General features: G+C 55.6%; 19 protein-coding genes and 1 pseudogene. 12 read left to right on the top strand and 8 right to left on the bottom strand.

Annotated elements, in window-relative coordinates:
- The first annotated feature begins 101 nt into the window (after window positions 1-101).
- From AC1MEE_RS04560 to AC1MEE_RS04545, 4 genes are all read left to right on the top strand, one after another.
- Window positions 102-1,562 (top strand): GntT/GntP/DsdX family permease, encoded by a 1,461-nt coding sequence (locus AC1MEE_RS04560; protein WP_480414070.1) that lies wholly within the window; start codon window positions 102-104, stop codon window positions 1,560-1,562.
- 24 nt (window positions 1,563-1,586) lie between these two features.
- Window positions 1,587-2,375 carry a 2-oxo-tetronate isomerase gene (gene otnI / locus AC1MEE_RS04555; RefSeq protein WP_480414069.1) on the top strand — a complete coding sequence of 263 codons (789 nt, stop codon included), beginning with the start codon at window positions 1,587-1,589 and terminating at the stop codon, window positions 2,373-2,375.
- A 50-nt stretch (window positions 2,376-2,425) separates the two neighbouring features.
- Window positions 2,426-4,051: an NADP-dependent glyceraldehyde-3-phosphate dehydrogenase gene (locus tag AC1MEE_RS04550; RefSeq protein ID WP_480414068.1), complete on the top strand. Its 1,626-nt coding sequence runs from the start codon at window positions 2,426-2,428 to the stop codon at window positions 4,049-4,051.
- Window positions 4,052-4,143: 92 nt separating this feature from the next.
- Complete coding sequence (locus tag AC1MEE_RS04545) at window positions 4,144-4,959, top strand: transporter substrate-binding domain-containing protein (RefSeq protein WP_480414067.1); 816 nt, start codon at window positions 4,144-4,146, stop codon at window positions 4,957-4,959.
- A gap of 231 nt (window positions 4,960-5,190) precedes the next feature.
- Here the strand turns inward: AC1MEE_RS04545 and AC1MEE_RS04540 are convergent, their stop codons facing one another.
- Window positions 5,191-6,060: a LysR family transcriptional regulator gene (locus AC1MEE_RS04540; protein WP_480414066.1), complete on the bottom strand. Its 870-nt coding sequence runs from the start codon at window positions 6,058-6,060 to the stop codon at window positions 5,191-5,193.
- Window positions 6,061-6,192: 132 nt separating this feature from the next.
- Between AC1MEE_RS04540 and AC1MEE_RS04535 the strand changes: the two genes are divergently transcribed.
- Window positions 6,193-7,251, top strand: a complete 1,059-nt coding sequence (locus tag AC1MEE_RS04535; RefSeq protein WP_480414065.1) for an SDR family oxidoreductase — start codon at window positions 6,193-6,195, stop codon at window positions 7,249-7,251.
- A gap of 16 nt (window positions 7,252-7,267) precedes the next feature.
- On the opposite strand, the gene AC1MEE_RS04530 is transcribed toward AC1MEE_RS04535, so the two are convergent.
- The 3 genes from AC1MEE_RS04530 to AC1MEE_RS04520 all read right to left on the bottom strand — a co-directional run bounded on the left by AC1MEE_RS04530 (window position 7,268) and on the right by AC1MEE_RS04520 (window position 15,009).
- A complete protein-coding gene (locus tag AC1MEE_RS04530) occupies window positions 7,268-8,542 on the bottom strand; it encodes a 3-phosphoshikimate 1-carboxyvinyltransferase (protein ID WP_480414064.1) in 1,275 nt (424 codons plus the stop codon).
- Between the two features lie 199 nt (window positions 8,543-8,741).
- Window positions 8,742-9,416, bottom strand: coding sequence for a type 1 glutamine amidotransferase domain-containing protein (locus AC1MEE_RS04525; protein ID WP_480414063.1), 675 nt, complete (start codon window positions 9,414-9,416; stop codon window positions 8,742-8,744).
- Between the two features lie 142 nt (window positions 9,417-9,558).
- Window positions 9,559-15,009, bottom strand: coding sequence for a trifunctional serine/threonine-protein kinase/ATP-binding protein/sensor histidine kinase (locus AC1MEE_RS04520; protein ID WP_480414062.1), 5,451 nt, complete (start codon window positions 15,007-15,009; stop codon window positions 9,559-9,561).
- A 360-nt stretch (window positions 15,010-15,369) separates the two neighbouring features.
- Here AC1MEE_RS04520 and AC1MEE_RS04515 point away from each other — a divergent pair, with 360 nt between their 5' ends.
- The 4 genes from AC1MEE_RS04515 to tnpA all read left to right on the top strand — a co-directional run bounded on the left by AC1MEE_RS04515 (window position 15,370) and on the right by tnpA (window position 18,402).
- Window positions 15,370-15,507: a DUF3761 domain-containing protein gene (locus AC1MEE_RS04515; RefSeq protein WP_480414061.1), complete on the top strand. Its 138-nt coding sequence runs from the start codon at window positions 15,370-15,372 to the stop codon at window positions 15,505-15,507.
- 1,040 nt (window positions 15,508-16,547) lie between these two features.
- Entirely contained in the window at window positions 16,548-16,961 is a 414-nt protein-coding gene (locus AC1MEE_RS04510; RefSeq protein WP_480414060.1) for a hypothetical protein, read from the top strand.
- A 31-nt stretch (window positions 16,962-16,992) separates the two neighbouring features.
- Window positions 16,993-17,631: an SGNH/GDSL hydrolase family protein gene (locus AC1MEE_RS04505; RefSeq protein WP_480414059.1), complete on the top strand. Its 639-nt coding sequence runs from the start codon at window positions 16,993-16,995 to the stop codon at window positions 17,629-17,631.
- Window positions 17,632-18,069: 438 nt separating this feature from the next.
- Entirely contained in the window at window positions 18,070-18,402 is a 333-nt protein-coding gene (tnpA, locus tag AC1MEE_RS04500) for an IS66-like element accessory protein TnpA (RefSeq protein WP_480414058.1), read from the top strand.
- Window positions 18,403-18,524: 122 nt separating this feature from the next.
- Here the strand turns inward: tnpA and AC1MEE_RS04495 are convergent, their stop codons facing one another.
- Together AC1MEE_RS04495 and AC1MEE_RS04490 are read right to left on the bottom strand one after the other, a co-directional pair.
- Complete coding sequence (locus AC1MEE_RS04495; RefSeq protein ID WP_480414056.1) at window positions 18,525-18,911, bottom strand: VOC family protein; 387 nt, start codon at window positions 18,909-18,911, stop codon at window positions 18,525-18,527.
- Window positions 18,912-19,175: 264 nt separating this feature from the next.
- A complete protein-coding gene (locus tag AC1MEE_RS04490; RefSeq protein WP_480414054.1) occupies window positions 19,176-19,589 on the bottom strand; it encodes a tautomerase family protein in 414 nt (137 codons plus the stop codon).
- Window positions 19,590-19,742: 153 nt separating this feature from the next.
- Between AC1MEE_RS04490 and AC1MEE_RS04485 the strand changes: the two genes are divergently transcribed.
- Complete coding sequence (locus tag AC1MEE_RS04485; protein WP_480414053.1) at window positions 19,743-20,705, top strand: LysR substrate-binding domain-containing protein; 963 nt, start codon at window positions 19,743-19,745, stop codon at window positions 20,703-20,705.
- Window positions 20,706-20,735: 30 nt separating this feature from the next.
- Here AC1MEE_RS04485 and AC1MEE_RS04480 read toward each other — a convergent pair whose 3' ends face one another.
- On the bottom strand, window positions 20,736-21,191 hold the full coding sequence (locus AC1MEE_RS04480; protein ID WP_480414052.1) for a hypothetical protein: 456 nt from the start codon (window positions 21,189-21,191) through the stop codon (window positions 20,736-20,738).
- Between AC1MEE_RS04480 and AC1MEE_RS04475 the strand changes: the two are divergent.
- A pseudogene (locus AC1MEE_RS04475) lies at window positions 21,190-21,618 on the top strand (ATP-binding protein); the annotation flags it as partial. The gene AC1MEE_RS04480 and the pseudogene AC1MEE_RS04475 sit on opposite strands and share 2 nt — an antisense overlap.
- A 343-nt stretch (window positions 21,619-21,961) precedes the next feature.
- Here the strand turns inward: AC1MEE_RS04475 and gcvA are convergent.
- Complete coding sequence (gene gcvA / locus AC1MEE_RS04470; protein ID WP_480414051.1) at window positions 21,962-22,834, bottom strand: transcriptional regulator GcvA; 873 nt, start codon at window positions 22,832-22,834, stop codon at window positions 21,962-21,964.
- Window positions 22,835-22,942: 108 nt separating this feature from the next.
- Between gcvA and AC1MEE_RS04465 the strand changes: the two genes are divergently transcribed.
- On the top strand, window positions 22,943-23,548 hold the full coding sequence (locus AC1MEE_RS04465) for a LysE family translocator (protein ID WP_480414050.1): 606 nt from the start codon (window positions 22,943-22,945) through the stop codon (window positions 23,546-23,548).
- Window positions 23,549-23,588: the final 40 nt, after the last annotated feature.

Genomic DNA, 23,588 nt, shown 5'->3' with positions numbered 1-23,588 from the left:
TTGCCTGAAAAAACAATAACAACAGGAAATACCCACATGGCCCACCTCGACCGTAACACCCCAAGCCCCTCGTCCACAGCCCGGTTCGGGAGTCTTTCGGCATGAGCCCACTCCTATTGATGGTCATCGCCGGCATCGGCATCGCCTTGTTGCTGTTCCTGGTGCTCAAGTACAAATTCCAGCCCTTCGTGGCACTGATGCTGGTCAGTATTCTGGTGGCCCTGGCCGCCGGGGTGAAACCGGGTGATCTGGTGGCGACCATCGAAGGCGGCATGGGCAAGACCCTCGGCCATATCGCGATCATCATTGCCCTGGGCGCGATGATCGGGCGCATCATCGAACTCTCTGGCGGCGCCGAAGCCCTTGCCCATACGCTGATCGCGCGCTTCGGCAGCCGACGCACCCCCCTGGCGCTGACCATGGCCGGATTCATGGTCGGGGTGCCGGTGTTCTTTGAAGTCGGGGTGATTATCCTGATGCCACTGGCCTACGGCGTCGCCCGCAGTGCGCGCAAACCGCTGCTGGTGTTCGCCCTGCCGATGTGCGCGGCACTGCTCACCGTGCATGCCTTTCTGCCGCCACACCCGGGCGCCGTTGCCGCCGCCAGCCAATTGGGTGCCGACCTCGGTCGGGTGCTGATGTTTGGCCTGCCGATCACCGCGTTCCTTTGCTATGTAGCCTACCGCGTGGCCGGGCGCATGACCCGTCGGGTCTACCCGATGTCCGATGACATCCGCGCCGAAGTCTATGGTCCGCACGTCAGCAACGCCGATGTCGCCGCCTGGGCCGCCAATGACTCGACGAACACCGTCCAGGCCCGCGCACAGAAGGTCGAACTGGGCCTGGAAGAAAGCCTCAGCAACCTGGTCGCCAAGCTGCCGGCCGCTCCGGCACCGGGTTTTGGCTTGATCGTCGGCCTGATCCTGTTGCCGATTACCCTGATCCTGTTGGGCACCCTGGCCACCTCGTTGCTGCCGGTCGAGTCAAGTGTGCGCAGTGTGATGACGGTCCTTGGCGCGCCGCTGGTTGCGCTGCTGCTCGACACCCTGCTGTGCGCCTATCTGCTCGGCTCGCGTCGGGGCTGGAGCCGCAGTCAGGTGTCCGATGTGATCGGCTCTGCGTTGCCGGGCGTGGCCATGGTGATTCTGATCGCCGGTGCTGGCGGTGTATTTGGCAAGGTGTTGGTCGACACCGGTATCGGCGCGGTGGTCTCCGACATGCTGCGCACCACCGGCCTGCCGGTGCTCGCGCTGGGTTTCCTGTTGACCATGTTGCTGCGTGCGGTGCAAGGTTCGACTACCGTGGCCCTGGTGACCACAGCCGGGATTATCAGCCCACTGATCGCCACCTTGAATCTTTCGCCCAACCATATGGCCCTGCTGTGCCTGGCCATGGGCGGCGGGGGCCTGGCGATGTCGCATATCAATGACGCGGGTTACTGGATCTTCACCAAACTGGCCGGTCTCAACGTAGCCGATGGCCTGCGCACCTGGACCGTGTTGACCACGCTGCTCGGCACTTTGGGGTTCATCATTACCCTGCTGCTCTGGCCGTTCGTTTAACTTTTCGCCCACTCAGGAGCCACCATGCCTCGTTTCGCTGCCAACCTCAGCATGCTGTACCCGGAACACGAATTTCTCGAACGCTTCGCCGCCGCCGCCAGCGATGGCTTCGAAGCGGTGGAATATCTGTTCCCCTACGACTACAGCGCCCAGCAACTCAAACAACGCCTGGACGACAACGGTCTGGTCCAGGCGTTGTTCAACGCCCCGCCCGGTGACTGGGCGGCCGGTGAACGCGGTACCGTGTCGCTGCCGGGGCGGGAAGCGGAATTCAAAAGCGGCTTCGGCCGCGCCCTGGAATACGCGACGGTGCTCGGCAACGACCGAATCCACGTGATGGCCGGCCTGCTGCCCAGCGAGGCCGAACGCCCGCGTCACCGCGCCACCTACCTGGAAAACCTCAGCCACGCGGCGGCAGACGCCGCCAAGGTCGGGATCACGGTGCTGATAGAGCCGATCAATACCCGCGACATACCGGGCTTCTTCCTTAACCGTCAGGATCAGGCCCAGGCCATTTGCAAGGAAGTCGGCGCCGCCAACCTCAAGGTGCAATTCGACTGCTACCACTGCCAGATCGTCGAGGGCGATCTCGCCACCAAGCTGCGCCGCGACTTTGCCGGTATCGGCCATATCCAGATTGCCGGGGTACCCGACCGCCACGAACCGGACCTGGGCGAGCTGAACTATCCCTACTTATTCGACCTGATCGACCAATTGGGCTATACCGGCTGGGTCGGTTGCGAATACCGTCCACGAGGTAATACATCAGCAGGACTGGATTGGCTGAGAAAGCTGCGAGCACTGCCGGCCTGATGGCTGAAATAAAGCGTCCTTCGTCGCTTATCTAAACATGGAGTAACGTCATGACCAGCGAGCGCGTTCTGAATAACCTTTTTCCCACCGCAGCAGATATCCCGGAAAACTATCGCCTCGACGGCCAGATCGAACAACGCGAGTATCTCGTCGATGGGTTGCTGCATCTCTGGGAGGGTCCACTGGCTCAAGTGCGCAGCCCGGTTTACCTGGCAACGGATCACGGTGACGAGCAAGTCATACTCGGCAGCACACCCTTGCTGGATGCCCCGACTGCTTTGACGGCACTGGATGCTGCTGTCCGTGCCTACGACAATGGGCAAGGAAGCTGGCCAACCATGCGGGTCGCCGAGCGGATTCAGCATGTGGAAACGTTCCTGATACGCATGCGGGAACAGCGCGACGCGGTGGTCAAACTGCTGATGTGGGAAATCGGCAAAAGTCTCAAGGACTCCGAAAAGGAGTTCGACCGGACCTGTGACTACATCGTTGACACCATCAATGCCCTCAAGGAACTTGATCGTCGTTCCAGTCGCTTCGAGCTTGAACAGGACACCCTCGGCCAGATCCGTCGTGTACCGATGGGCGTTGCTCTGTGCATGGGCCCCTACAATTACCCGTTGAACGAAACCTTCACCACCCTGATTCCCGCGCTGATCATGGGTAACACCGTGGTGTTCAAGCCGGCCAAATTGGGCGTGCTGTTGATCCGCCCTCTGCTGGAAGCCTTCCGAGACAGCTTCCCGGCCGGGGTGATCAACGTGATTTATGGCAGCGGACGGGAAACGGTCAGCGCCCTGATGGCCAGCGGCAAAGTCGATATCTTCGCCTTCATCGGCACCAACAAGGCAGCCAGCGACCTGAAGAAACTGCACCCAAAACCCCACCGCTTGCGTGCGGCCCTGGGTCTTGATGCAAAGAACCCCGGCATCGTTCTGCCCGAGGTGGATCTGGACAACGCCGTCAACGAAGCCGTTACCGGTTCGTTATCTTTCAATGGTCAACGCTGCACCGCGTTGAAGATCCTGTTCGTCCACGAGGCGGTGGTCGACAGTTTCATCGAAAAATTCAACCGCAAACTCGAAACGCTCAAGCCCGGCATGCCATGGGAGCCCGGCGTGGCGCTGACTCCCCTTCCGGAAACGGGCAAGACCGACTACCTGCGTTCACTGGTCGAAGATGCCACCAGCAAGGGGGCGAAAGTCGTCAATGCCCATGGCGGCGAGACGCGCAGTTCGTTCTTCTATCCCGCGGTTCTATACCCCGTGACCCCCGAGATGCGGGTGTATACGGAAGAACAATTCGGCCCGGTGGTGCCTATCGTCCCTTATCGTTTTCTCGAAACGGTCATCGACTACGTACTCGACTCGGACTTCGGTCAGCAACTGAGTATTTTCGGCACCAACTCCACGCAGGTGGGGCGCCTGGTTGACACCTTCGCCAATCAGGTGGGGCGCATCAACATCAATGCCCAGTGCCAACGTGGCCCGGACACTTACCCGTTCAATGGCCGGAAAAACTCAGCCGAAGGCACCCTGTCCGTTCACGACGCCCTCAGGGTCTTCTCGATCCGCACGCTGGTCGCCACCAAATTCCAGGAGAGCAACAAAGAACTCATCAGCGAGATCATTCGTAATCGAGAATCGAGTTTTCTGACTACGGATTACATTTTTTGAGGGGTTGAGTGAGGGTATGAAAGGGTCTGTGCGGGAGACGCCCACCACCGCCAATCAAACCTCATAACCACTGCCGACGAGCATTGAAGAACATGCAAACGATGAAAAACACAGTGCTTCTCGGCAGTCTGCTGGCGCTATCCGGCGTTGTTCAGGCACAGGAAGCGCCATCACACCTGGACACTGTGATGCAGCAGGGTCAATTGACGGTGTGTACCACGGGCGACTACAAGCCCTATTCCTACAAAGGCGAAGGGGGCGACTACGAAGGTATCGACATCGCATTGGCGCGCTCGCTGGCAGAGAGCCTGGGCGCCAAGGTGCAGTGGGTACCGACCACCTGGAAGACCCTGATGCCCGATATGTTGGCGGGGAAATGCGACATTGCGGTCGGGGGTATTTCTGTCACGCTGGAGCGGCAGAAGAAGGCGTTCTTCAGTCACACGCTGGATGTAGATGGCAAGATTCCGCTGGCGCGTTGTGAAGATCAAACGCGCTACCAGACCATCGAGCAGATCAACCAACCCTCAGTGCGTCTGATTGAACCCGCCGGTGGTACGAATGAAGCTTTCGTTCATGCTTTCCTGCCCAAGGCACAGCTGATCCTTCACGACAACGTGAGTCTATTCCAAGAGCTTTTGGACAAGAAAGCCGATGTGATGATCACGGATGCGTCCGAGGCGCTCTACCAGCAGAAACTCAAACCAGGACTCTGCGCCATCAACCCGACCCGGTTCATGCAGTACGGTGAGAAAGCCTATCTCCTGCCTCGCGACGACATCAGCTGGAAACAGTACGTCGATCAGTGGCTGCACCTGACCAAGGTAAACGGGAGTTACCAGAAAATTGTCGGCCAGTGGCTGGCAACGCCCGGACAGTCTGAACACGGCGCAATTACTCCTCCTTAAGAGGTCCCGCCCCGTCTTCGACGCTGCGCTGTCGCGCAGCAAACTCGGTCTGTAGGAGAGACCGGGACGCGTAGTTTTGTCTGCGATAGGCCGGGGTCGCATCCGACAGGAAGGACCTTCCAGCGGTGGTGAATTCACCATTTTTGCCAGCGCTTCGCACTGGATCGCAGACAAGTCAGCTCCTACATTAAATCGGTGCCTTACTTAAAAATTATATTATTTTTCAATGACTTACATGTTATTGATAAGTGCGAATCGAAGAACCTCATCCAGGATTCCAAACAGCGCTTTGATGTGAGGTTGTTTCAGGGCTTGCGGACGCGTGACGAGAAAGACCTCCATCTCGGGTAGTTCGATTTCCGAGAACAGCTCAATCAATCCGCCAGCCAAAATGCGCGGTAGCACCGCGACGCCATGCCCTCTTTTTACCGCCTCCATCTGTGCGGCAAAAGAGTTCACGCTGATCTGAGCGCCCCTCAGATTCGCCGCCCGCGCTGCACGCATGTGAGGGAGTGCATCCAACGGCGGCAATAGCGCAATGCTGGACACTGTCTCCGGTGCCAGTCCGTCCCCTGCCCGATCAAGGTAGGCAGGTGCTGCGAAAATGCCATAGGCGACGTTGCCGAGAGGCCGGTAGATCAGCGACGGCTCCCCCAGATGGCTGGTGCGAATGGCAATGTCCACGGCTCCGCGCGCGACCTTGCAGAACTCGGCTTCCATCACGAACTTCACCGAGCAGCGCCGATGTAGAGAGGTCAAGCGCCCCGCCGCTTCCATGACATAAGGAGAAAAACCCTCGCCAGCGGTCACTACGACGTTACCCGAAAGTACCGCGTTATCCAGGCCGGCCGCTACGCCAGAGGGACGCTGCAAACCTTCTTCCGCCGCCTGGGCAACCGCCACCAGGGCCAGACCGCGTTCGGTAATCCGGCAGCCCTCGACTCCGCGCTCTACCAGCAGCTCGCCGACCGCTTCCTCTAGTTGGCTAACGCGCCGCGACAACGTGGAAGCCGCCATGCCCAGTGTTCGCCCTGCCTGAAGAAAGCTACCCCGACGCGAGATCGCAAGCAGAAGGCGCAAGTCATCCCAATTGGTTTCCACGTTTAAATCCTGTTCAGGCCGTTACTTTGCATATTCGCAAAGCCATTGTGCATCTATCACCGTTTTTCGCAAAACAGTCTCACGGTATACCAGTCCTCTCAAACGAAAGGCCCAAACTGAAAGGACTAAACCATGCAAACCGTATTTGTCACTGGAGCCACCGGACTGCTCGGGAATAACCTGGTCCGTGCGCTCATCGCCAAAGGGATGACCGTGCGTGCGCTGGTCCGCTCTCGACATAAGGCCCGGGAGCAGTTCAACGGACTTTCGAACATCGAGATCATCGAAGGCGACATGCAGAACGTGGCGGACTTCGCCGACTCGCTGGTGGGGTGTGATGCGCTGTTCCATACCGCGGCCTATTTCCGTGATAGCTATTACGGTGGCCGGCACTGGACCCTGCTGGAGCGCATCAACGTTAAGGGTACGAACGACCTGCTCAATGCCGCCTATGCAGCCGGTATCCGCCGTTTCGTCCATACCAGCTCGATCGCGGTGGTCAATGGTCCGCGGGGTGCGCTCATCGACGAGAGCATGAAACGGGACGTGAGCGAGGCGGACGACTATTACCGTAGCAAGATCCTTTGCGACAGGGTCGTGTCGGACTTTCTGGTGCGTCATCCGGACATGTTCGGCGTATTCGTCATGCCGGGCTGGATGCACGGGCCTGGCGATATCGGACCCACGTCGGCCGGACAATTCACACTGGACTTCATGCAACGCAAGCTGCCCGGCATCCCCCCGGCGACCGTCTCCTTCGTCGATGCGCGTGACGTAGCGTCCGCCATGATTTCGGCTGTTGATAACGGTCGACGAGGCGAGCATTACCTCGCGGCCGGCAGGCACATCAGCATGCGCGACCTGATGCGCATGTATCAGGAAGTGACCGGGATCCCCGCGCCCACTCGCGCTATTCCTCCATTGCTGCTCTGGGTCGTCGCCGGCTGCCAGGAACTCATCGCGCGGATCAGCGGGCGGCCGGCACTGCTCAGCGTGGCCACCGTCCGCGTCATACGCAGAGAGATAGACCGCTCGCACTTTGACCACTCAAAGAGTCAAGCCGAACTGCACCTGAGGTTCCGGCCAATCACAGAGACTCTTCGCGACGAGGTCGATTGGTATATGACCCATGGCAAACTGCCGACCACCTCAATGAGTGACCTCACCAGCCTTAATCAACCCCGGGATTGATCGGACTCAAGTCTGTTCAATCAATCTGCGCGCTCGCGGTGTCAAACTGCACGCCGAGAGCAGCCAGCGTTTGCCAATAACCCGGGTAAGTCTTGGCCACGCAATCCGGGTCGAGAATCCGGATCCCCTTCACTTTCAATCCCGCCAACGCAAAACACATGGCAATCCGATGGTCAGCGTGGGTATCGATCAGCGCTTCGCAGGAAGTACCCGCCAGCTCAGGGTCGGCCGCCACCAACAGGTCGTCACCTTCGACAGTCGCCAAGCCCGAGCGGATTGCATTCAAGCCATCGAACAAGGCCTGGATGCGGTCGCACTCCTTGACCCGGAGATTGGCCAGGTCAGTAAAGCGCACCGGTGTCTGGTTGAACGCAGCCAGCACCGCCAGGGTTGGAATGGCGTCTTGCATCTGCGAACCGTTGATCACCCCCGGCATGTTCGGAAACTGCGCGATTAGGCTGCTGGCCTTGGCATCGGGCTGTGTGAAGTCCTCCTCGGCAATGCCCAGATCGATATTTCCGTTGGTCAATGCCTGCGCAGCCCACAGATAGGTGGCGGCGGACGCATCCGGCTCGATCAAGTAGTCGCTCGCGGTATAACCGGTCGGGGCCACGCGCCAGGTGCTTTCGTCCACAGCCTGAACCTGCGCACCGAAGGCGCTCATGCAGGCCAGGGTAAGATCCACATAGCCACGCGCACCGATATCCTTACCGGTCAGGACCACCTCGATGGGCGTCTGGCCGCAGGCGGCAACCATCAATAGCGCGGACACGTACTGACTCGACAAGCCTGCGTCGATTTCGAAACGTGTGGCCTGGATACGTCCCATGCCCCGGACGATGACCGGCGGGCAGCCAGTGAGGCTTTCAGCAGTCAAACCGCCAAGGGTCAACGCGTCGAGTAGCGGACCTATGGGGCGCTTGCGCATGTACTCATCGCCATCCAGGGTCACCACGCCCTCTACCGTCGCCACGGCTGCGGTCAGGAAGCGCATCGCAGTCCCGGCGTTACCCAGGAACAGCGCCTGCCCTGGCGCTTGTAGTTTGCCTCGGCCAGTGACCACAAAGGTGGTGTCGTCGGGTTCGTCGATGATGACGCCCATCTGCCGCAGCGCATTGGACATATGCCGGGTGTCATCGCTTTTCAAAGCACCGCTCAGGCGACTGGTACCCGTGGCCAGAGCGGCAAGAAGCAAGGCGCGATTGGTGATGGATTTTGAACCTGGTGGCGTCACCTTTCCGCGCAAGGAAAAGCTTGGCGGGATAAGGGTCACGGTCTTATGGATACTCAATGCTTAACGCTCCTGATTCAAAACGACGCAGCCGCCAAATCTAATGTTTAAGAGCTTGATAGAGTGCCATATAGACGCCGTCCACGACAAAACTCTGCAGATACACGCGCCATATCTGCAGATTCGAAGAGGTCGAAGCTGACTGAGCAGCAGCCTGGGCTCTATGAAAAGCCGTCCCAGGCCGAGGAGTCAAGCGGGCCTAGATCAGCGCCAGTACCGCCTCAGCCGTGGCGTCGGACGAGCCTGGGTTCTGCCCTGTAACCAACAGACCATCCGTCACGACGTGGCTCTGCCAGTCCGCGGTTTTCGAGTAGATGCCACCGTTGGCTTGCAGCATGTCCTCAACCAGAAACGGCACCACATCAGTCAATTGCACCGCGGCTTCTTCGGAGTTGCTGAAGCCGGTGACCTTTTTGCCATTGACCAGGAACTCGCCATCGGCTCGTTTGGTGTGCCGGAATATGCCCGGAGCATGGCAAACAGCTGCAATCGGCTTCGCGGCGGCAGCGAATGCCTCGATCAGGGCGATCGAGTCGCGGTCTTCCGCCAGATCCCACAGCGGACCATGGCCACCCGGGTAGAACACGGCATCGTAGTCGTCGGCTTTCAGGCCTTTGAGCGTCGATGTAGCTGCCAGTGCAGCCTGAGCCGCTGAGTCCTTACGGAAGCGCTCGGTGGCGGCGGTCTGTGCGCCTGGCTCGTCACTCTTCGGATCCAGTGGCGGCTGGCCGCCCTTGGGTGAGGCCAGGGTCACTTCGGCACCGACGTCCTTGAACACGTAATAAGGGGACGCGAACTCTTCCAGCCAGAAGCCGGTCTTGGCTCCGGTGTCGCCGAGTTGGTCGTGGGAGGTCAATACCATCAGAATCTTCATAACGTTCTCCTGCTTGTTGAGATCAGTCGTCGCTGCCGACTCTAAGCCAGAGCTGTCGTCAATACAGCCGGCGATTCGCTCGATGATCTGCTGCGCACCATCCCATGCGCATGGATTCAGTGACAAGCCGATGGTCCCGTCTTCACGCTAGAGTAACGCCCTCATTCGAGGCTTCGATTGGCAGCTCAAGGGTAAAGGTTGCACCTTTTCCCGGCCCATCGCTATTCGCTTTCAGCGAACCACCCATCTCCATGGCTGCCAGACCGCAGCTATGCAAACCGAAACCATGGCCGTCTTTGCGGGTGGTGAATCCATGCGCAAAAATGCGCTCCAGGTTCTCTTGCGCAATACCCTCTCCATTGTCGATCACGCTGATCGTCAAGGTCTGTCCCTGCACCACCTCAATATGTAGCGTGATCTGAGAGTGTCGATCCGGTCTATTGTCCATTGCACTGCAGGCATTTTTAATCAGGTTGACCAGGATCAGAAGCACCCGGTGCTTGTCCAGTTGCAGCACGGGAGCTTCTGCGAAGTCTTTCAGAACCTCTATCCGACGAGCCGTGAGTATCCCGACATTCATACGCAAGGCATCTTCTACCAGATCCCGTATTTGCACGGTCTCGACGATACTGGAAGCGCCCGCATAAGATTGCTGGGTGGCGACGATTTCTTTGATGTGCTCAACGCTTTTGGTCAATTGCGCCAGTTCGGCGGTCATGCTCTGCTGTTCGAGGGCCAGGGTGTCCACCAGTTGGTTCAGGTACCCCGGCAGAAGCTTGCCTTTTTCGTCTCGAGAGATGAAGTCGCCCAAGTCTTCGGCATGCTCGTTCATCAACTTTACCGCCCTGCTGAGCCCTGAGACCTTGCTGGTGCTTAGCTTGCGAGTCACCAGGTCAGCGGAGACATTCACACTATTGAGGACGTTGCCAACGTTATGCAGCACGTTGGTGGCGATTTCGGCCATGCCGGCCTGCCGGGCAGTTGCGACGAGTTGGCTCTGGGCTTCCCTGAGTTCCTGGGTACGTTCCTGTACCCGCTGCTCGAGTTCTTGGTAGAGCGTGGAGTTCTCGATAGAAATAGCAGCCTGGGATATCAGCAGCCCAAGTACCGTGATTCGGTTCACGGTAAACACATTGCTGGAGAGGTTGTTTTCAAAATAGGCCAAGCCGAGCAGTCGACCCTGGTTCATAACGGGTAAACAGAGCACTGACTTCGGTTTTGCCCTCACCACATACTCGTCATTGATAAATCGATGATCTTGATAGACATCGTCCAGGATAAGGTTATCGTGCGTTCTGTGGACAAAGTTGACAACGCCATGGATCAGGTCCGGGAAGTCTTGCAAAGGGCGTTTAACGACGGCCGAGCCTTGAATATTTGCTTGCGCTTCAATGAACAGCTCCCCGTGCTTTTCAAGAATCAGAACCCCTCGTTCAGCCCCAGCGCTTTCCATCAGTGTCGACATCAACGTGCCCAGTAACTTGTCCAGAACGATCTCCTGGGATATCGCCTGGCTTGCCTTGATCACCGTGGCGAAGTCGAGACTGCTATTACCGTCGGTAACCGAGATATAGCGAGTCACCTGTACCGCATTTCCGGCTTTGATCGTGTCCGATTTAACGCCGGCATTGAGCAAGAGTTCGCCGAACTCTTGCTCCAGGAGACTGGTTTTTGAACTTGCGCCCCAGCGCCTGTAGGCATAGTAGGCATCGGTCAGGTAAACCTGAGCCACTCGTTTACGGCCTCTCTCCAAATAGAAGAGTGCTGCAAATTCCAGTGCCAACGCTTCATCATGGGTAAACTTCCCTGCTACAGCATTCTCGATACTCAGATCGTATTGCGTCTGTGCATCCGCGTCCCGCCCTTCCAGCCGCGCCTGCTCTGCGCTCATCAATTGATAGCGATGCAAGAAGTTAACCGGGCCGTTCTCCGACCAGAGTTTGAATTTTTCCAGATTTCTTTTCAGGCGTTCGTTATAGCGGGTCTTTTCCGGCTGCGCGACGTCGGCATACGCCTTGGTGATGGCCAAGGACTGATAGAAAAAGTGGTTGGTGGTCGACCACAGTCCAATATCGTAGGGAATGGCACTCTCAGTGAGCTCGGCGGTCTGCAAGGCCTCGGAAAACTGCCCCAGCATAACCTGTAATCCCGTTTTGAAAACGCCATACCAAAGCGTTCCAACGTGAAATTTGCTGTCCTGAAAATACTGCACATGCTCAGCTTCATTGAAGGTATCTGTGTCGAGCGAGCCCGGACTTTTCGTCAGACCCTGAAGACCAAGCAGAATCTGGCGATGCAAGTCATAGGCATTGATAATATTCCCGTCTTTGATATCCCTGACGAAATGTGCGTATTTGTCGGACTCTCTCAAGACATCGTCCAGATTGTCGCCTTTCATCGTTCTGACCAAAATCATCAGATGAGCGGCCCATAAGCTATAGAAGATGTCTCCGATTTGAGGGCCGGTCGTGTAGCTTTTCATGTAGTACGGCAAGTTGCTTTCGAGGTGGTTGAAATAGGGATTCAGTGAATTTGCCATCATGTTGCAGACTTTAGGGGTATAGACTGGATTGACGAACTTCTCCTCGTTCAAAGTTTTCCCAAGCATGCCGAAATCGAAACCCCGCCGGTAGTTTCCTTCAATCGCCAGAAGCATGCCGTGGAGTACATAGCCCATCGCAGAAGCATCGCAATTGCCATATTCCAATGAGGTCGAGACCATCCAATACACTGTGAGGGCGCTCAATTTCATATCGCCTGCGAAGTAGGCAGCACACCAGGTGGGCACCAGAAGATCCATGGCAGTTTTTTTCACCGGATCATTCATCGCCGGGTGCTCGACCAGGGTCGCGACCGCAACACCGTGCAAGCGCTCGTTGATTCCCGCCAGTTCCGCGTTACAGGCTCGTGTCTTTTCGTCGTCACTCCTCGGTACGTTGAAATTCAGCAGCGTGAGGCCTTCGATCCCAGCCTGAAGGGCTTTCGAAAACTCCGATCCTGTCATGAATAATTGAACGCGCGTGGAATAAGCCGCCGCCTTGTCCGCTTGACTTCGGCCGTGAGTGACAGCCTCCATACTGAGGCGGTCAGACGCCTGGAAGTTTCCGATCAGATACTGACATTCAGCCTGACTGTTGTGCAGTTCAAACAGGAGTTCGTAGTGTTGTCGCCATGCCTGTGGACCCAATAGGCCAAGGGTGATGGAAAAATGTTGAACGGCCGCCTTGTTGGCGGCGGCCGCTTTGGCGCGCTTGCCGGCTTGAAAGTTGAGCTTGGCAAGTACTAGTTTTTCGGACTCATCAATGACCAGATCGATACCGATATTGAGATGTCTCGTCACCTCGAAGAGCATCTCCTCACGTTGAGTTTCAGTGTTGCATCCTGCCAACAGAAGACGACCGATTCTTAAATGTTCGAATTTTCTGTCCTGCTCCGGAATCAACAGATAGGCCGCCTGCTGCACACGGTCATGGAGAAAACGATAATGTGCATTGAATCGCCCCGACTCAATCTCTTCACGCAACGCTTCATTGAGCCTGGCTCGAAGGGGCTCGGCATTTTTGCTCGAATGGGCCTGTGCGGGTATTAACTCGTGAGCGGCCTGGTAATCCTTGGAGATCGGAACAATAAGACCCTGAATCAACGCAGGCCAGATATGTTGCGCCGTCATGTGATACGGCGTTTGCGAGACAGTCGATAACATCTTGAGATCAAACTGGCTACCGATACACGCCGCCGTCTTGAGGAAGTCCATGCACAGCTTGGGTAAATGTTTAAGTCGAGCGCTCATCAACTCAACGATATTGTTGGTGATACCGGTACTTTGCAGCTCTGTTATATCCCAACGCCACTTTGCATCGTCAGGGTTCAAGGTCAGTTGATGAGTTTCATGAAGCGAGTACAACAACTGAATCAGAAAAAACGGATTGCCCCCTGTTTTCTCATACAGCAACTGAGCCAAAGGAAATGTTTGCTCCTGGTGACTACGAAGTGCTCCCGAAATGAGCGCGCCTGCATCGCCAGGTGTCAACGGAGAAAGGACAATGGCACTGACGTTGGTTTTAGACTTCCTGATGGCCTGCACGGCAAGCATGAACGGATGCGCTGCATCAACTTCGTTGTCCCGATAGGCGGCGATGACAAAGAGGTGGGCAATATTGCTTTGACACAGAAGGCCCTCTAGAAGAACGAGGGAAGGATTGTCTGCCCATTGCAAGTCATCAAGAAAGATAACCAGGGAATGCCTGGCCTGAGCCAGGACGCGAACAAAGTTCTGGAAAACCTGGTTAAAACGACTCAGCGCTTCTGTGGGGGGAAGTGTCGGGACAGCGGGTTGTGGTCCAATCAGCTGTTCGAGTAGCGGGATGACATCAACGATGATCTGACCATTAGGACCCAGCGCGTCCTGAACCTGGGATCGCCAGGAGGCGACTTGCTCGGATGACTCGGTCAGGATGCTCTGCACCATTTGATCGAAAGCCTGCGCGAGCGCAGAGTACGGAACCCCACGATCGAATTGATCATATTTGCCGGCAATGAAGTAACCCTTTTGCCTGACGATAGGCTTGTGCACCTCTCTGACCAGGGACGATTTACCAATACCCGAATATCCCCCCACCAGAAGCAGCTCTGTATTGCCTTGGACAACACGATCAAAACCTTGTAGCAACGTGTCGACTTCAGCTTCGCGCCCGAAGATATGTTGTGGTATTTCGAGTTTTGTGGAGACATCTCGCTCAGCCAGTGGGAACGGATTAATTTCTCCTCGTTCTACCCATTGACTCAGACACTGCTGCAAATCGTGTCTCAACCCGATTGCGCTCTGGTAGCGATCCTCCACCGCTTTGGACATCAACCGGGTGACAATATCTGATATTACCTGAGGTATCTCTTCATTGATCTGGCTGAGCGGGCGAGGTTGCCGGGCGATATGCGCATGCACCAGCTCCATCGCATCGGTGTTTTCGAAGGGTGGCATGCCTCCCAGCAAGTGATAAAAGGTCGCTCCCAGGGAGTACAGATCGGTTTTGAAGTCGAGGGTGCGGTTCATTCGCCCGGTTTGCTCTGGCGAAATATAGGCCAGCGTTCCCTCAAACCCATCGGGATTCTTGAGTACTTGGGTTTCGTGCGAAATGCGGGTGGAAATCCCGAAATCTATAATTTTGACTTCGTGAGTGTCCGGATTGAAAAGGATGTTCGTTGGGGAAATATCTTTATGAACAATGTCATATTCGTGGATTGCGAGGAGACCGTCAGTCACCGCAATCGCGATTTCCAGGACAGCCTGGACGGAGATATTTTTCCCGGAAAAATAGTGAAGGATCGGCGATCCGCCGAAATCCTCCAGGACTAAAAGCATTCTGTTGTGTAGCCGCTCCAGGCTATAGGCTTGAATGACCTGATGCGATTGGAGCCCTTGCAAAATATCGAACTCATTTCGCAGGCTTGCCGCTTGCTTGAGTGGAGGATATTCATTGGCTGAATATTTGATAATGACCGGAAGATTGTCTCGCTGCCGCACCGCCCGCATGACGACCGTTGACTCATTCCGATAAATTTCTTCTCGCGATATAAATCCCGGCAGCTCGCTCATGACATCTCCCTGTCCTGCACCTCAAAAAGCGCCTTGCATTCCGGCCCTTACTCCAGAGGACTATAGCAGCGCCTGTGCAGGGACTATAGACCGAAGTAAAAAGACTTCCACTGCTCGACGCCCCTCAGATCCCCTCTAGCGCGGCATCTGAGACCCCAGAGAGCAGCGAAAAGGTAATCCGACGCAATAAACCATCCCAACAACAAACTGAGCACAGCATGAAACTAGCCTACTTGGCTCTCGCGGCAGCCCTGATTTTTCAGCCAGCTTTCGCAAAATCGTACGTTGATCGTAGCGCCGTATCCCCTGATGAATCGCAGCTCATTGAGCATGGCTCATACATAAAGCGACGGGCAGCCGGTGCATAGCCCAGCTCATACAAAATCAGAAACTGCCCCGGTTGGTGCTACTGCCAAATGTCGTGATAAATCGTTCAGCTTCAGCCGGCACAGAAGTGGCACATGCTCGCGGCATGGCGGTGTGATGGCTTGGCTGTAAAACCGTCAGACCGGATGCAAAAAGCCCAGCGCTTGGCTGGGCTTCTAATCACTTGGCAGGACTTACTCTTCTTCGGTCCCGGTCCAGTCGCCTGCACCCTGCACCCTGCACCCTGCACCCTGCACCCTGCACCCTGTTCAGTCTTAGGTTGCCGCCGGTGATGTCAAACCAAAAGGATGCTACCCAGGTAACGGCCTGCTGTCGGCAGAACAACCACTCACATAAAGATCTGACTTAGAAAAAACCTACCGACTCATCTCCGCTTTGGTCCACGCACTAACATACAACCCATTATTGAATAGTAACTGGGTGACTATTACATTTGCCCGCTCGTCATACGTCAGGCCCTGACAATTACAAAAAAATCAAACGACCTTATTCAGTTAGAACTACAGAGATTTGAAATATTTAATGCTCATAAAAAATATTTTTTATAAAGCCAACAGGAATGTCAAAAGTTTTTTATACCCCATCTAAGCAATCAAAAATGTTACATCAGCGATACACTAATGAAAATTTTTATAACTTACAATACGTTAGAAAAAAGGTGCTTCCCACCACTACAACAGCCCACAACACTATCTGATAATAAATAGACATTCGGAGTAAAGCCGCTTTTTTGACATTTAAAAAAAGCGCCCTATGCTCACTCAAGAACCCAGCCGAGAAAAGCATGATGCTCATCCCGCATACTCTACCAGGTTCAGATACAACAGCATGGACAGAAAATCGGGACAAATTTACTTATCGACTCGATGTCTTGGACAGCTTTGTCCTCGAGTTCAGATCGATGAATGGCCTTCCGCGTAAAGCGGCACATAACTCTGTCACCGTTTCGATCCAGGCCCACGGTCGCCGATCAAGCAGCATACAGGTGCGCTTTCTGAGTATCGATAATGGTCGCGTTTCGACAGTTGACTGTTAAATATAATTGGCCTCGCCCACAGATTAAAAAAGTAGCTGACTCCGCAATGCATACATGTCAAAAATTGTAGAGTCTTAATATTTCCAGCTTGAATCAGGAATATACGGAGATTGTCATGTTGCCATCTTGGAGCAGAAATATATTGCTTCCGTTTGCTCTTGCATTCGTTTCTTGGGGAGCAACTGGAGCAGATAAACAGCAGTATTCTTTGAAGGTGGGTGAAAGTGTAGATATTGGCGAATTTTTCTGGGTCAACCGACACTGCGAATCACTACTGAGAGGAGTTAGGGGTGTGGACTTGCTCGAGGGACCTCCTGGGATCGAACTGTCGATTCGTGAAGAAGATGTTACGGATCTACGTCAACAGTGCCTGGGCACGGCCAAGATCCCTGGAGGGACCGTGGTATTGACTGCGAAGGCCATTCCATCGAAATTTATCGGAACAATAAGATTCCGTGTTCGCTTCAACACAACAGAGGGTGCCAAAGAAGATAGTTACTCACGAAATATTGCCTTATATCCAAACTAAGCGATCAATTTCACTCTTAGGCATTTCCACAATGAAAACAAAACTCGCATATTCGTACCGGCCAGTATGTGCGACGTTGGTGTTATTTGCCAGCATCGTGGCGGGCAGCTTTGCTCAGTCGGTCGGCGGCACGAAGCCGATTCAAATCGTCGCGTCTGGAGCTAGCCAGACCGCAGGGAAAATTGTGAGTCGGGACCAAGCATACCCAGCGCAACTGGAGCGGCAATTGAGAACAGAGGGTTTCAATGTAAATGTCGTAAACCAAGGTTCAAGTGGCGACACAACCGAAGATGAGCGCAACAGGCTGGAACCCGCAATTCCGATCGGCACAGACATTGTCCTCTTCCAACCGGGAACCAACGACTGCGGCCACAAAAACGGCATCAGTGAGGACCATATGGCGAAAAACTTGGCGACGATATTGTCATGGATGAAGGACCGTCATCTGAAAGTATTGGTTCTTGGTGGTGATTGTTATGAAGACCTACAAGCCAGTCTGCCAGGAAAGTATGGCTTTACGTACTACGGAAAAATGGCGCAAGGCCTCAAAGATTTTCCTCGGCCTGATGGCCAGCATTTCACAGCCGAAGGCTATGCACACATGGCGGAACTGCTTTTGCCTTCTGTCAAAAAAATGATTGTTGAACTGGGCGCATCTGCGGACAAGTGATAGCTGCACTCAAAGACTGCAGTGCTTCGTCCGCGAGACCATGAAAAGTAAGGTGGGATGAAAGATCGTGCCACTGGGCCATGACATTACGATAACATCTGCCGAGCGGAAACGCCCTCTAGAACCTAAGAGGGCGTCATGGAGTGAGCGCCAGACTCGCGTTGCGCGAATGCTCCTGGACGACGACGGCTTATTACTGAGCGTCTTTTAAGTAGTCCTTGAGTGCAGTTAACGGGGCATCAAGAGCCTCCATCGTTTCCGCGCAACTAAAGTCAGCTGACAGTTTATGAAGCTCCCGCCCTAGCGGTGTATCGGCACCGCCTAAAGCTTTCAACGTAAGGGAACGGCAAACCCATCTTTTCAGCCCCGCTAAGCACCGACATGGTGTGCACTTAATTTAAGTGGACACCATCTCTGGCCTATTTAAGCGGATCCTTCATGCAGCCAAAACGACGCTCCTACACCAAAGCTTTCAAAGCCAAAATCATCCAGGAATGCGCACAGCCTGATGCGTCCATTGCCAGCGTGGCCCAGCACCACGGGCTCAACGCCAACCTCGTGCACAAGTGGATTCGTCTCCAACCGCGCCAAGATATAGCTCTGCAATCAGCCTTCGTCCCGTTGAAATGGCAGGCGCCAACCCCACAGGCTGAATCCGCCACCTCAGTCATCCACATCGAAGTCCCCCATGCTCGCGGCACCGTCGTGGTGAGCTGGCCTGCCGACAACGCCACTGCGTGTGCGACCTTTCTGCGAGACCTGCTGCGATGATTCGTGTCGACGCCATCTGGCTCGCCACCGAACCGATGGACATGCGCGCCGGCACCGAGACCGCGTTGGAGCGACTGTTGTGTTGTCACCTTCCGCGCCAGAGCCGGTGTCCTGACTTACGGCTATATGGGTGTACAAAGCTCCACCAGTGTTCCGTCGGGGCATCGAACATAGGAAACCGTTTGTCCCCAGGGTTTGGTCACCGGGGCAGCGATTTGTGTGGCGCCTGCGTTCAAGGCTTTGTCGTGGGCGCCTGGAACATCCTCGGTCACCAGACCTATTTCCATACCCAACGGTATTACGGACGAGTGTGCGGCCACATGGCCGGTGCTGAAGTTCATCTCGGCCAGTTCGTGGGAGGCGAAGGCCAGTGCGGTTTCTCCCGTTTCCAGTTCGCCATAGGTGCCGGACTCATGCAGGAAGCGAGTGGCAAGCCCGAAGGCCGAGGAAAAGAACCGGAGCGAGGCGGTAACGTCCGGAACGTAGATGATCGTGTAGCCGAATTTCATGGTCGAACATTCCTTGCTTGTGCCGAAGAAATCGAGACGAAGAAAACGGCCCTGGGTTGGGCGGTTTTTCTGCAAATTCGATAGGAAGCCGGTTTGCTGATCTCATCGAGACTATCGATAAGGAACCGGCTTTACTCAGGTTACTTGAGTTGCATCAGGCCAGGCTAGATGACTGAGTGCAAGCTCAGCCCATCGGCTGATCACGCCCCCTTTAGCTGTGACAAACCCCGCCCGCAGGCCGGCGCGGCCCAAAAAAACTGGCCGCTACACGGTAGAAACATCACCGACTTGTTGCTCCAGTGCCATCGCAAATTTGCCCGAGCCCACCGACCAATCCGAATAGTCATTCTCATGCATGAAGATGAAAATATCTTGCGGGCGAACCTGTGCCCGGGCAGTGAGGTTGTCGGCAATTTTTTGGTAGAGCTCGCGCTTCATCGCGTCACTGCGACCTCTGCGCATCGTAATTTCAATCACGATCAGACGGTCTGAACGCGCGACGCCATTAAAGCTGCGACTGTAAAAAAACTGTTGCGGATCATAGTCCACAACCAGATTGAACAGTTCATCCCGGGGCATGCCAATGCTCTCGACCAGCGCTTGGTGTATGCCATCGACGATGCGTTGACGTTGCTGCTGGCTGGTGCCGCTGATGACCGATGTTCGAACGAAGGGCATGGGAGATTTTCTCAATTAATTCAGGAGGTACGCCTATCCTCCTAGCGCCTCTTGAACGGCAACCAGACAGGCAGGAACCAAGTGATTTTGCAAAACCTGGACAGGACTGGAAATCGATTTATGCGCTCATTCAAATTGAGTTAAAATCACTTTATGAACCGTCGCCTCCCACCACTGAATGCACTCCGCTCTTTCGAGGCTGCTGCCCGACTGGGAAAAATGACGTCCGCCGCCGAAGAGCTGTCTGTCACGCCCGGAGCCGTGAGTCGCCAGGTACGCCAGTTAGAGCTGAGCCTTGGAGTGGAACTGTTCGAGGGTGCCAAAAACAAACCGCGGCTCACCGCCGCAGGGAAAGAACTTCTGCCCGATTTGACCGCTGCGCTGGATCAGATCGAAGCCGCCGTCGGCAGAATCAGTGATAGCGCGACAGGCATTCTGGACGTGTCCTGCTTCAGCACGTTTACGCTCAAGTGGTTGATCCCCCGTCTTTTCGACTTCAATGCGAAGTACCCTGAGATCAAGATTCGCTTGAGCTCCTCAGCCCAGGCCAGCGATCCGGGCCGAGACCGCTATGACGTGATGATCAGTGCGGAGCAAGGGGTCGCTGACGGTCAAAAAAATACCCTGCTTCTGTTTCCTGAACGATTGGGCATCGTGCTGTCACCCACGTTAGCCGCGCGTGTTCAACTAACCGAGTTGAATTCCATTTTCCAGCACCCGCTACTGCACACAAAAACTCGCCCGGACGCCTGGACCAGTTGGAGTGATGCGATCGGCTATCCGGCGGCCGCGCCAGACGGAGTGGAGTTCGAGCACTATTATTTTACCCTGGAGGCGGCAATTTCCGGCCTGGGGATTTGCGTCGCCCCCTGGCACCTGGTGGCCGACGACATTCGTCTTGGCCGTTTACTCGCGCCATTCGGCTTTCACCAAAGCCGCTACACCTACATTGCCAAGCGCAGCCCGGAACAGAGCAAGAAACTCGAGCTGTTTTGCACATGGCTGGTGCAGCAGGCCGAACAAGGCAGCTTGCCACCGCCCCTCCAAGGCCAATCACCAGAGTCACCATCCAGCTCAGCGCCGCCGCCCAGCGTACCTGCTGGAATAACGCATTGAAGTGCTCGGCATGCAAGGGTATCAATGTTCTCAACAGAATCCAGCAACCCACTGCCTGACAACTTCTCGGGAAAAGAGCAGGTCCTGCACAGCTAATCCAACCGACTTGAAGATCGTCACACCCTCCTCATGAGCCAACACGTCATCGACGCAGACAGTACCGATCTCCGTGTCCGGCAATAGGCCTTTGATAACGGCCTTGATCGTGGCGGTACAGATGATGTCGCCGTCGCGCACCGCCTCAATAACCGTGGCGCAAATCGCGACCGGCAAATCGCAGTAGTGCTCGCTCCAGGACGCAAACGTCAGCTTTCCGGTCGTTATCGATCCCTTGCTCGCCAATTGGCTAGATAGCAGAATCGGCAACGGTGCATAGATGACTCCGGGGTAATTAACATTGTCACGGTTTTGCCTGTCAGGTCCGACCAGACCTTCTAGCGAACGCCCCAGGCTGACGCCGATGACGCTGACGGCATTGGCAGCCAAACGCGTGCGCTTCTACTCCACGGTGGATCTGGTCAATTTACTGGAGCGCGAAAAGTACGATGGCAAGACGGGCCGAATCGCTCAAGGGCTGCTACGGACAGACTTGGTGATACTCGATGAACTGGGGTATTTGCCCTTCAGCCAGAGCGGTGGTGCACTGTTATTTCACCTGCTATCCAAGCTGTACGAGCACACCAGCGTCGTTATCACCACCAACCTCAGCTTCTCAGAATGGTCGAGTGTGTTTGGCGACGCCAAGATGACCACTGCGTTGCTGGATCGGCTGACGCACCACTGCCACATCGTCGAAACGGGCAACGAGTCCTACCGTCTGCAACACAGCAGCTTGGTCGCCCAGACAAAGATCAAATCACGTGAACGAAAGCGCAAAGACGATGATGGTGCCGAGGACGATGAGCCGTTTTGATCGGCACCGAAAATACCCTGCCGCATGCCTACATGCGGTGGGGCTTGATGCCTCTTCCACCGGGATACGACTGCTAAGCTTATCCACAATTGCTGATGCAAAAATCAGCAATCCGCCCTGGGTCAATTTTCAATCGGCAGGGTGGGTCAGTTTTCAATCAGCGCCGACAACCCACCGCTTCTGTTGGTACTGCAACAGTGTGTGAAGCCCAGAAAGTCATGCATAACTCGGAGTTTGGTTGATTCGCCATTTCTTACCAGTATCGAACTTTCATCGACTATCCTCCGCCAGCTTTAACTGGCGCTCTATGCGCCCGGCGAAATCATCTATACGCAGACAGAACCTACAATGAGCTCTGCGCAGCAGCCTGCAGCAGCCATTCCCGAAACGCTTCAAGATCGCGGCGCGGCGCACTCGCACGCGGGGTGACGATCCAGTAGCTATAGTCGTTCGGAATCGCTATCGGGAACGGTTGCATCAGACGCCCCGCCTGTATATCCGCTTGCGCGAGCATTAATCGGCCCAATGCAACACCCTGCCCGTCCATGGCGGCCTGCAACACGAATGAGGCGTCATCGAAAAATGAGCCCTGAGACAGGTCTAGATTCACCTGAGCAATTTCGCACCACTGTGCCCAACCCGAGCGCGGCTTGTCGTGCAGCAGACGCATGCGGGCCAGATCGCGGGGAGCAATCAACTCCGCAGCCCCGGACGGGCTGCACACGGGACTCAAATACTCGCGCGCCAGCAACTCAGTCCTGAACCCAGGCCAGCGACCGATCCCAGAGCGGATGCCCAGATCATAACTGTCATCGCCTGCCCACAATTGAGAGGAGCTGCTGACCCGCAGTTCGATGTCCGGGTGGCGTACATGGAAATCCGGCAGCCGTGGTAACAACCAGCGCGACGCGAAAGACGGCAACGCAGTGACCCGCAATGGCCCCTCCTGGGGCATCTGAACTTGCTCGGTAGCTGCTGCTAATTGATCGAACACTTGGGAGAGCGCAGCTAGATACGCCGTGCCTTTGTCAGTAAGTGTGAGGCTGTGCCCCCGACGTTCGAACAAGCGTTGACCTAACCAGTCCTCCATCAGACGCACTTGGTGACTGACTGCTGCCTGAGTGACGCACAGCTCTTCGGCGGCACGGGTAAAGCTCATGTGCCGGGCGGCGGTTTCGAAGGCGCGGGCAGCACCAAGGGGCGGAAGTTTGCGCATGGTGTTCGATTAGCCAAGATTATCGAGCCGGTGATGATAAGTCGTTTTGCCTGGCATCGGGAATAGGCGCTAATAGCGACCTCTGACACGTAGCGTAGGAACACAAACATGATTGGGTGGGAACTGTGGGGAGCGTTTTTGAGCTATGCCGTGCCAATGATTATCAGCCCGGGGCCGGGTAACACGCTGCTGGCAACCACCGGCGGCAGCCTAGGGGTACGCAGTGCGATGCCGTTCTGGTTCGGGTTCGAACTGGCTAATCTCGCGTTATGCACCCTGTACGGACTGGGCCTAGGGGGCACATTACACCAGTACCCACAGGTACACCTCGCTTTGAAATGGTTGGGCGCATGCTACCTGCTGTACTTGGCGTACGGGTTCTTACGCGCCTCGGTAAAACCGTTGAAGGACAGTACTAAGGCCAAGGCGCCAGGGTTTCGGGAAGGATTTTTCTGCGTGATGCTTAACCCCAAGATCCACTCAATGATCATCGTGATGTTCGCACAGTTTCTGGTCAGCGACGTTAGCCTCACCATGCAGGTTCTCCAACTGAGCGCAGCTTTCGTGGTGCTGGGGGTGTTCTGCCACTTCCCATGGATCTATGGCGGCAGAGTAATCCTTGGACGGTTCAACTCACCGGCGGCATTACGGGTTCAGGCGGCGGTGTTCGGTACGGCAATGGTAGGGGTCGCGGCGTATACCTGTTTTTCATAGGGCTCGTTCAGCGCCCATTAGCCGGTCTCGAGTCAAGGTT

It is taken from the genome of Pseudomonas sp. ASL3, from assembly GCF_056680425.1.
The sequence above is the reverse complement of the archived record's forward strand: the minus strand, read 5'-3'. Positions and strand labels throughout refer to the sequence as shown.

Bases quoted from the DNA above. Each gene is read 5' to 3' on its own strand.
- AC1MEE_RS04560 (WP_480414070.1), top strand. From the start codon at position 102: ATGAGCCCACTCCTATTGATGGTCATCGCCGGCATCGGCATCGCCTTG.
- otnI (WP_480414069.1), top strand. From the start codon at position 1,587: ATGCCTCGTTTCGCTGCCAACCTCAGCATGCTGTACCCGGAACACGAA.
- AC1MEE_RS04550 (WP_480414068.1), top strand. From the start codon at position 2,426: ATGACCAGCGAGCGCGTTCTGAATAACCTTTTTCCCACCGCAGCAGAT.
- AC1MEE_RS04545 (WP_480414067.1), top strand. From the start codon at position 4,144: ATGCAAACGATGAAAAACACAGTGCTTCTCGGCAGTCTGCTGGCGCTA.
- AC1MEE_RS04535 (WP_480414065.1), top strand. From the start codon at position 6,193: ATGCAAACCGTATTTGTCACTGGAGCCACCGGACTGCTCGGGAATAAC.
- AC1MEE_RS04525 (WP_480414063.1), bottom strand. From the start codon at position 9,416: ATGAAGATTCTGATGGTATTGACCTCCCACGACCAACTCGGCGACACC.
- AC1MEE_RS04520 (WP_480414062.1), bottom strand. From the start codon at position 15,009: ATGAGCGAGCTGCCGGGATTTATATCGCGAGAAGAAATTTATCGGAAT.
- AC1MEE_RS04510 (WP_480414060.1), top strand. From the start codon at position 16,548: ATGTTGCCATCTTGGAGCAGAAATATATTGCTTCCGTTTGCTCTTGCA.
- AC1MEE_RS04505 (WP_480414059.1), top strand. From the start codon at position 16,993: ATGAAAACAAAACTCGCATATTCGTACCGGCCAGTATGTGCGACGTTG.
- tnpA (WP_480414058.1), top strand. From the start codon at position 18,070: ATGCAGCCAAAACGACGCTCCTACACCAAAGCTTTCAAAGCCAAAATC.
- AC1MEE_RS04495 (WP_480414056.1), bottom strand. From the start codon at position 18,911: ATGAAATTCGGCTACACGATCATCTACGTTCCGGACGTTACCGCCTCG.
- AC1MEE_RS04490 (WP_480414054.1), bottom strand. From the start codon at position 19,589: ATGCCCTTCGTTCGAACATCGGTCATCAGCGGCACCAGCCAGCAGCAA.
- AC1MEE_RS04485 (WP_480414053.1), top strand. From the start codon at position 19,743: ATGAACCGTCGCCTCCCACCACTGAATGCACTCCGCTCTTTCGAGGCT.
- gcvA (WP_480414051.1), bottom strand. From the start codon at position 22,834: ATGCGCAAACTTCCGCCCCTTGGTGCTGCCCGCGCCTTCGAAACCGCC.
- AC1MEE_RS04465 (WP_480414050.1), top strand. From the start codon at position 22,943: ATGATTGGGTGGGAACTGTGGGGAGCGTTTTTGAGCTATGCCGTGCCA.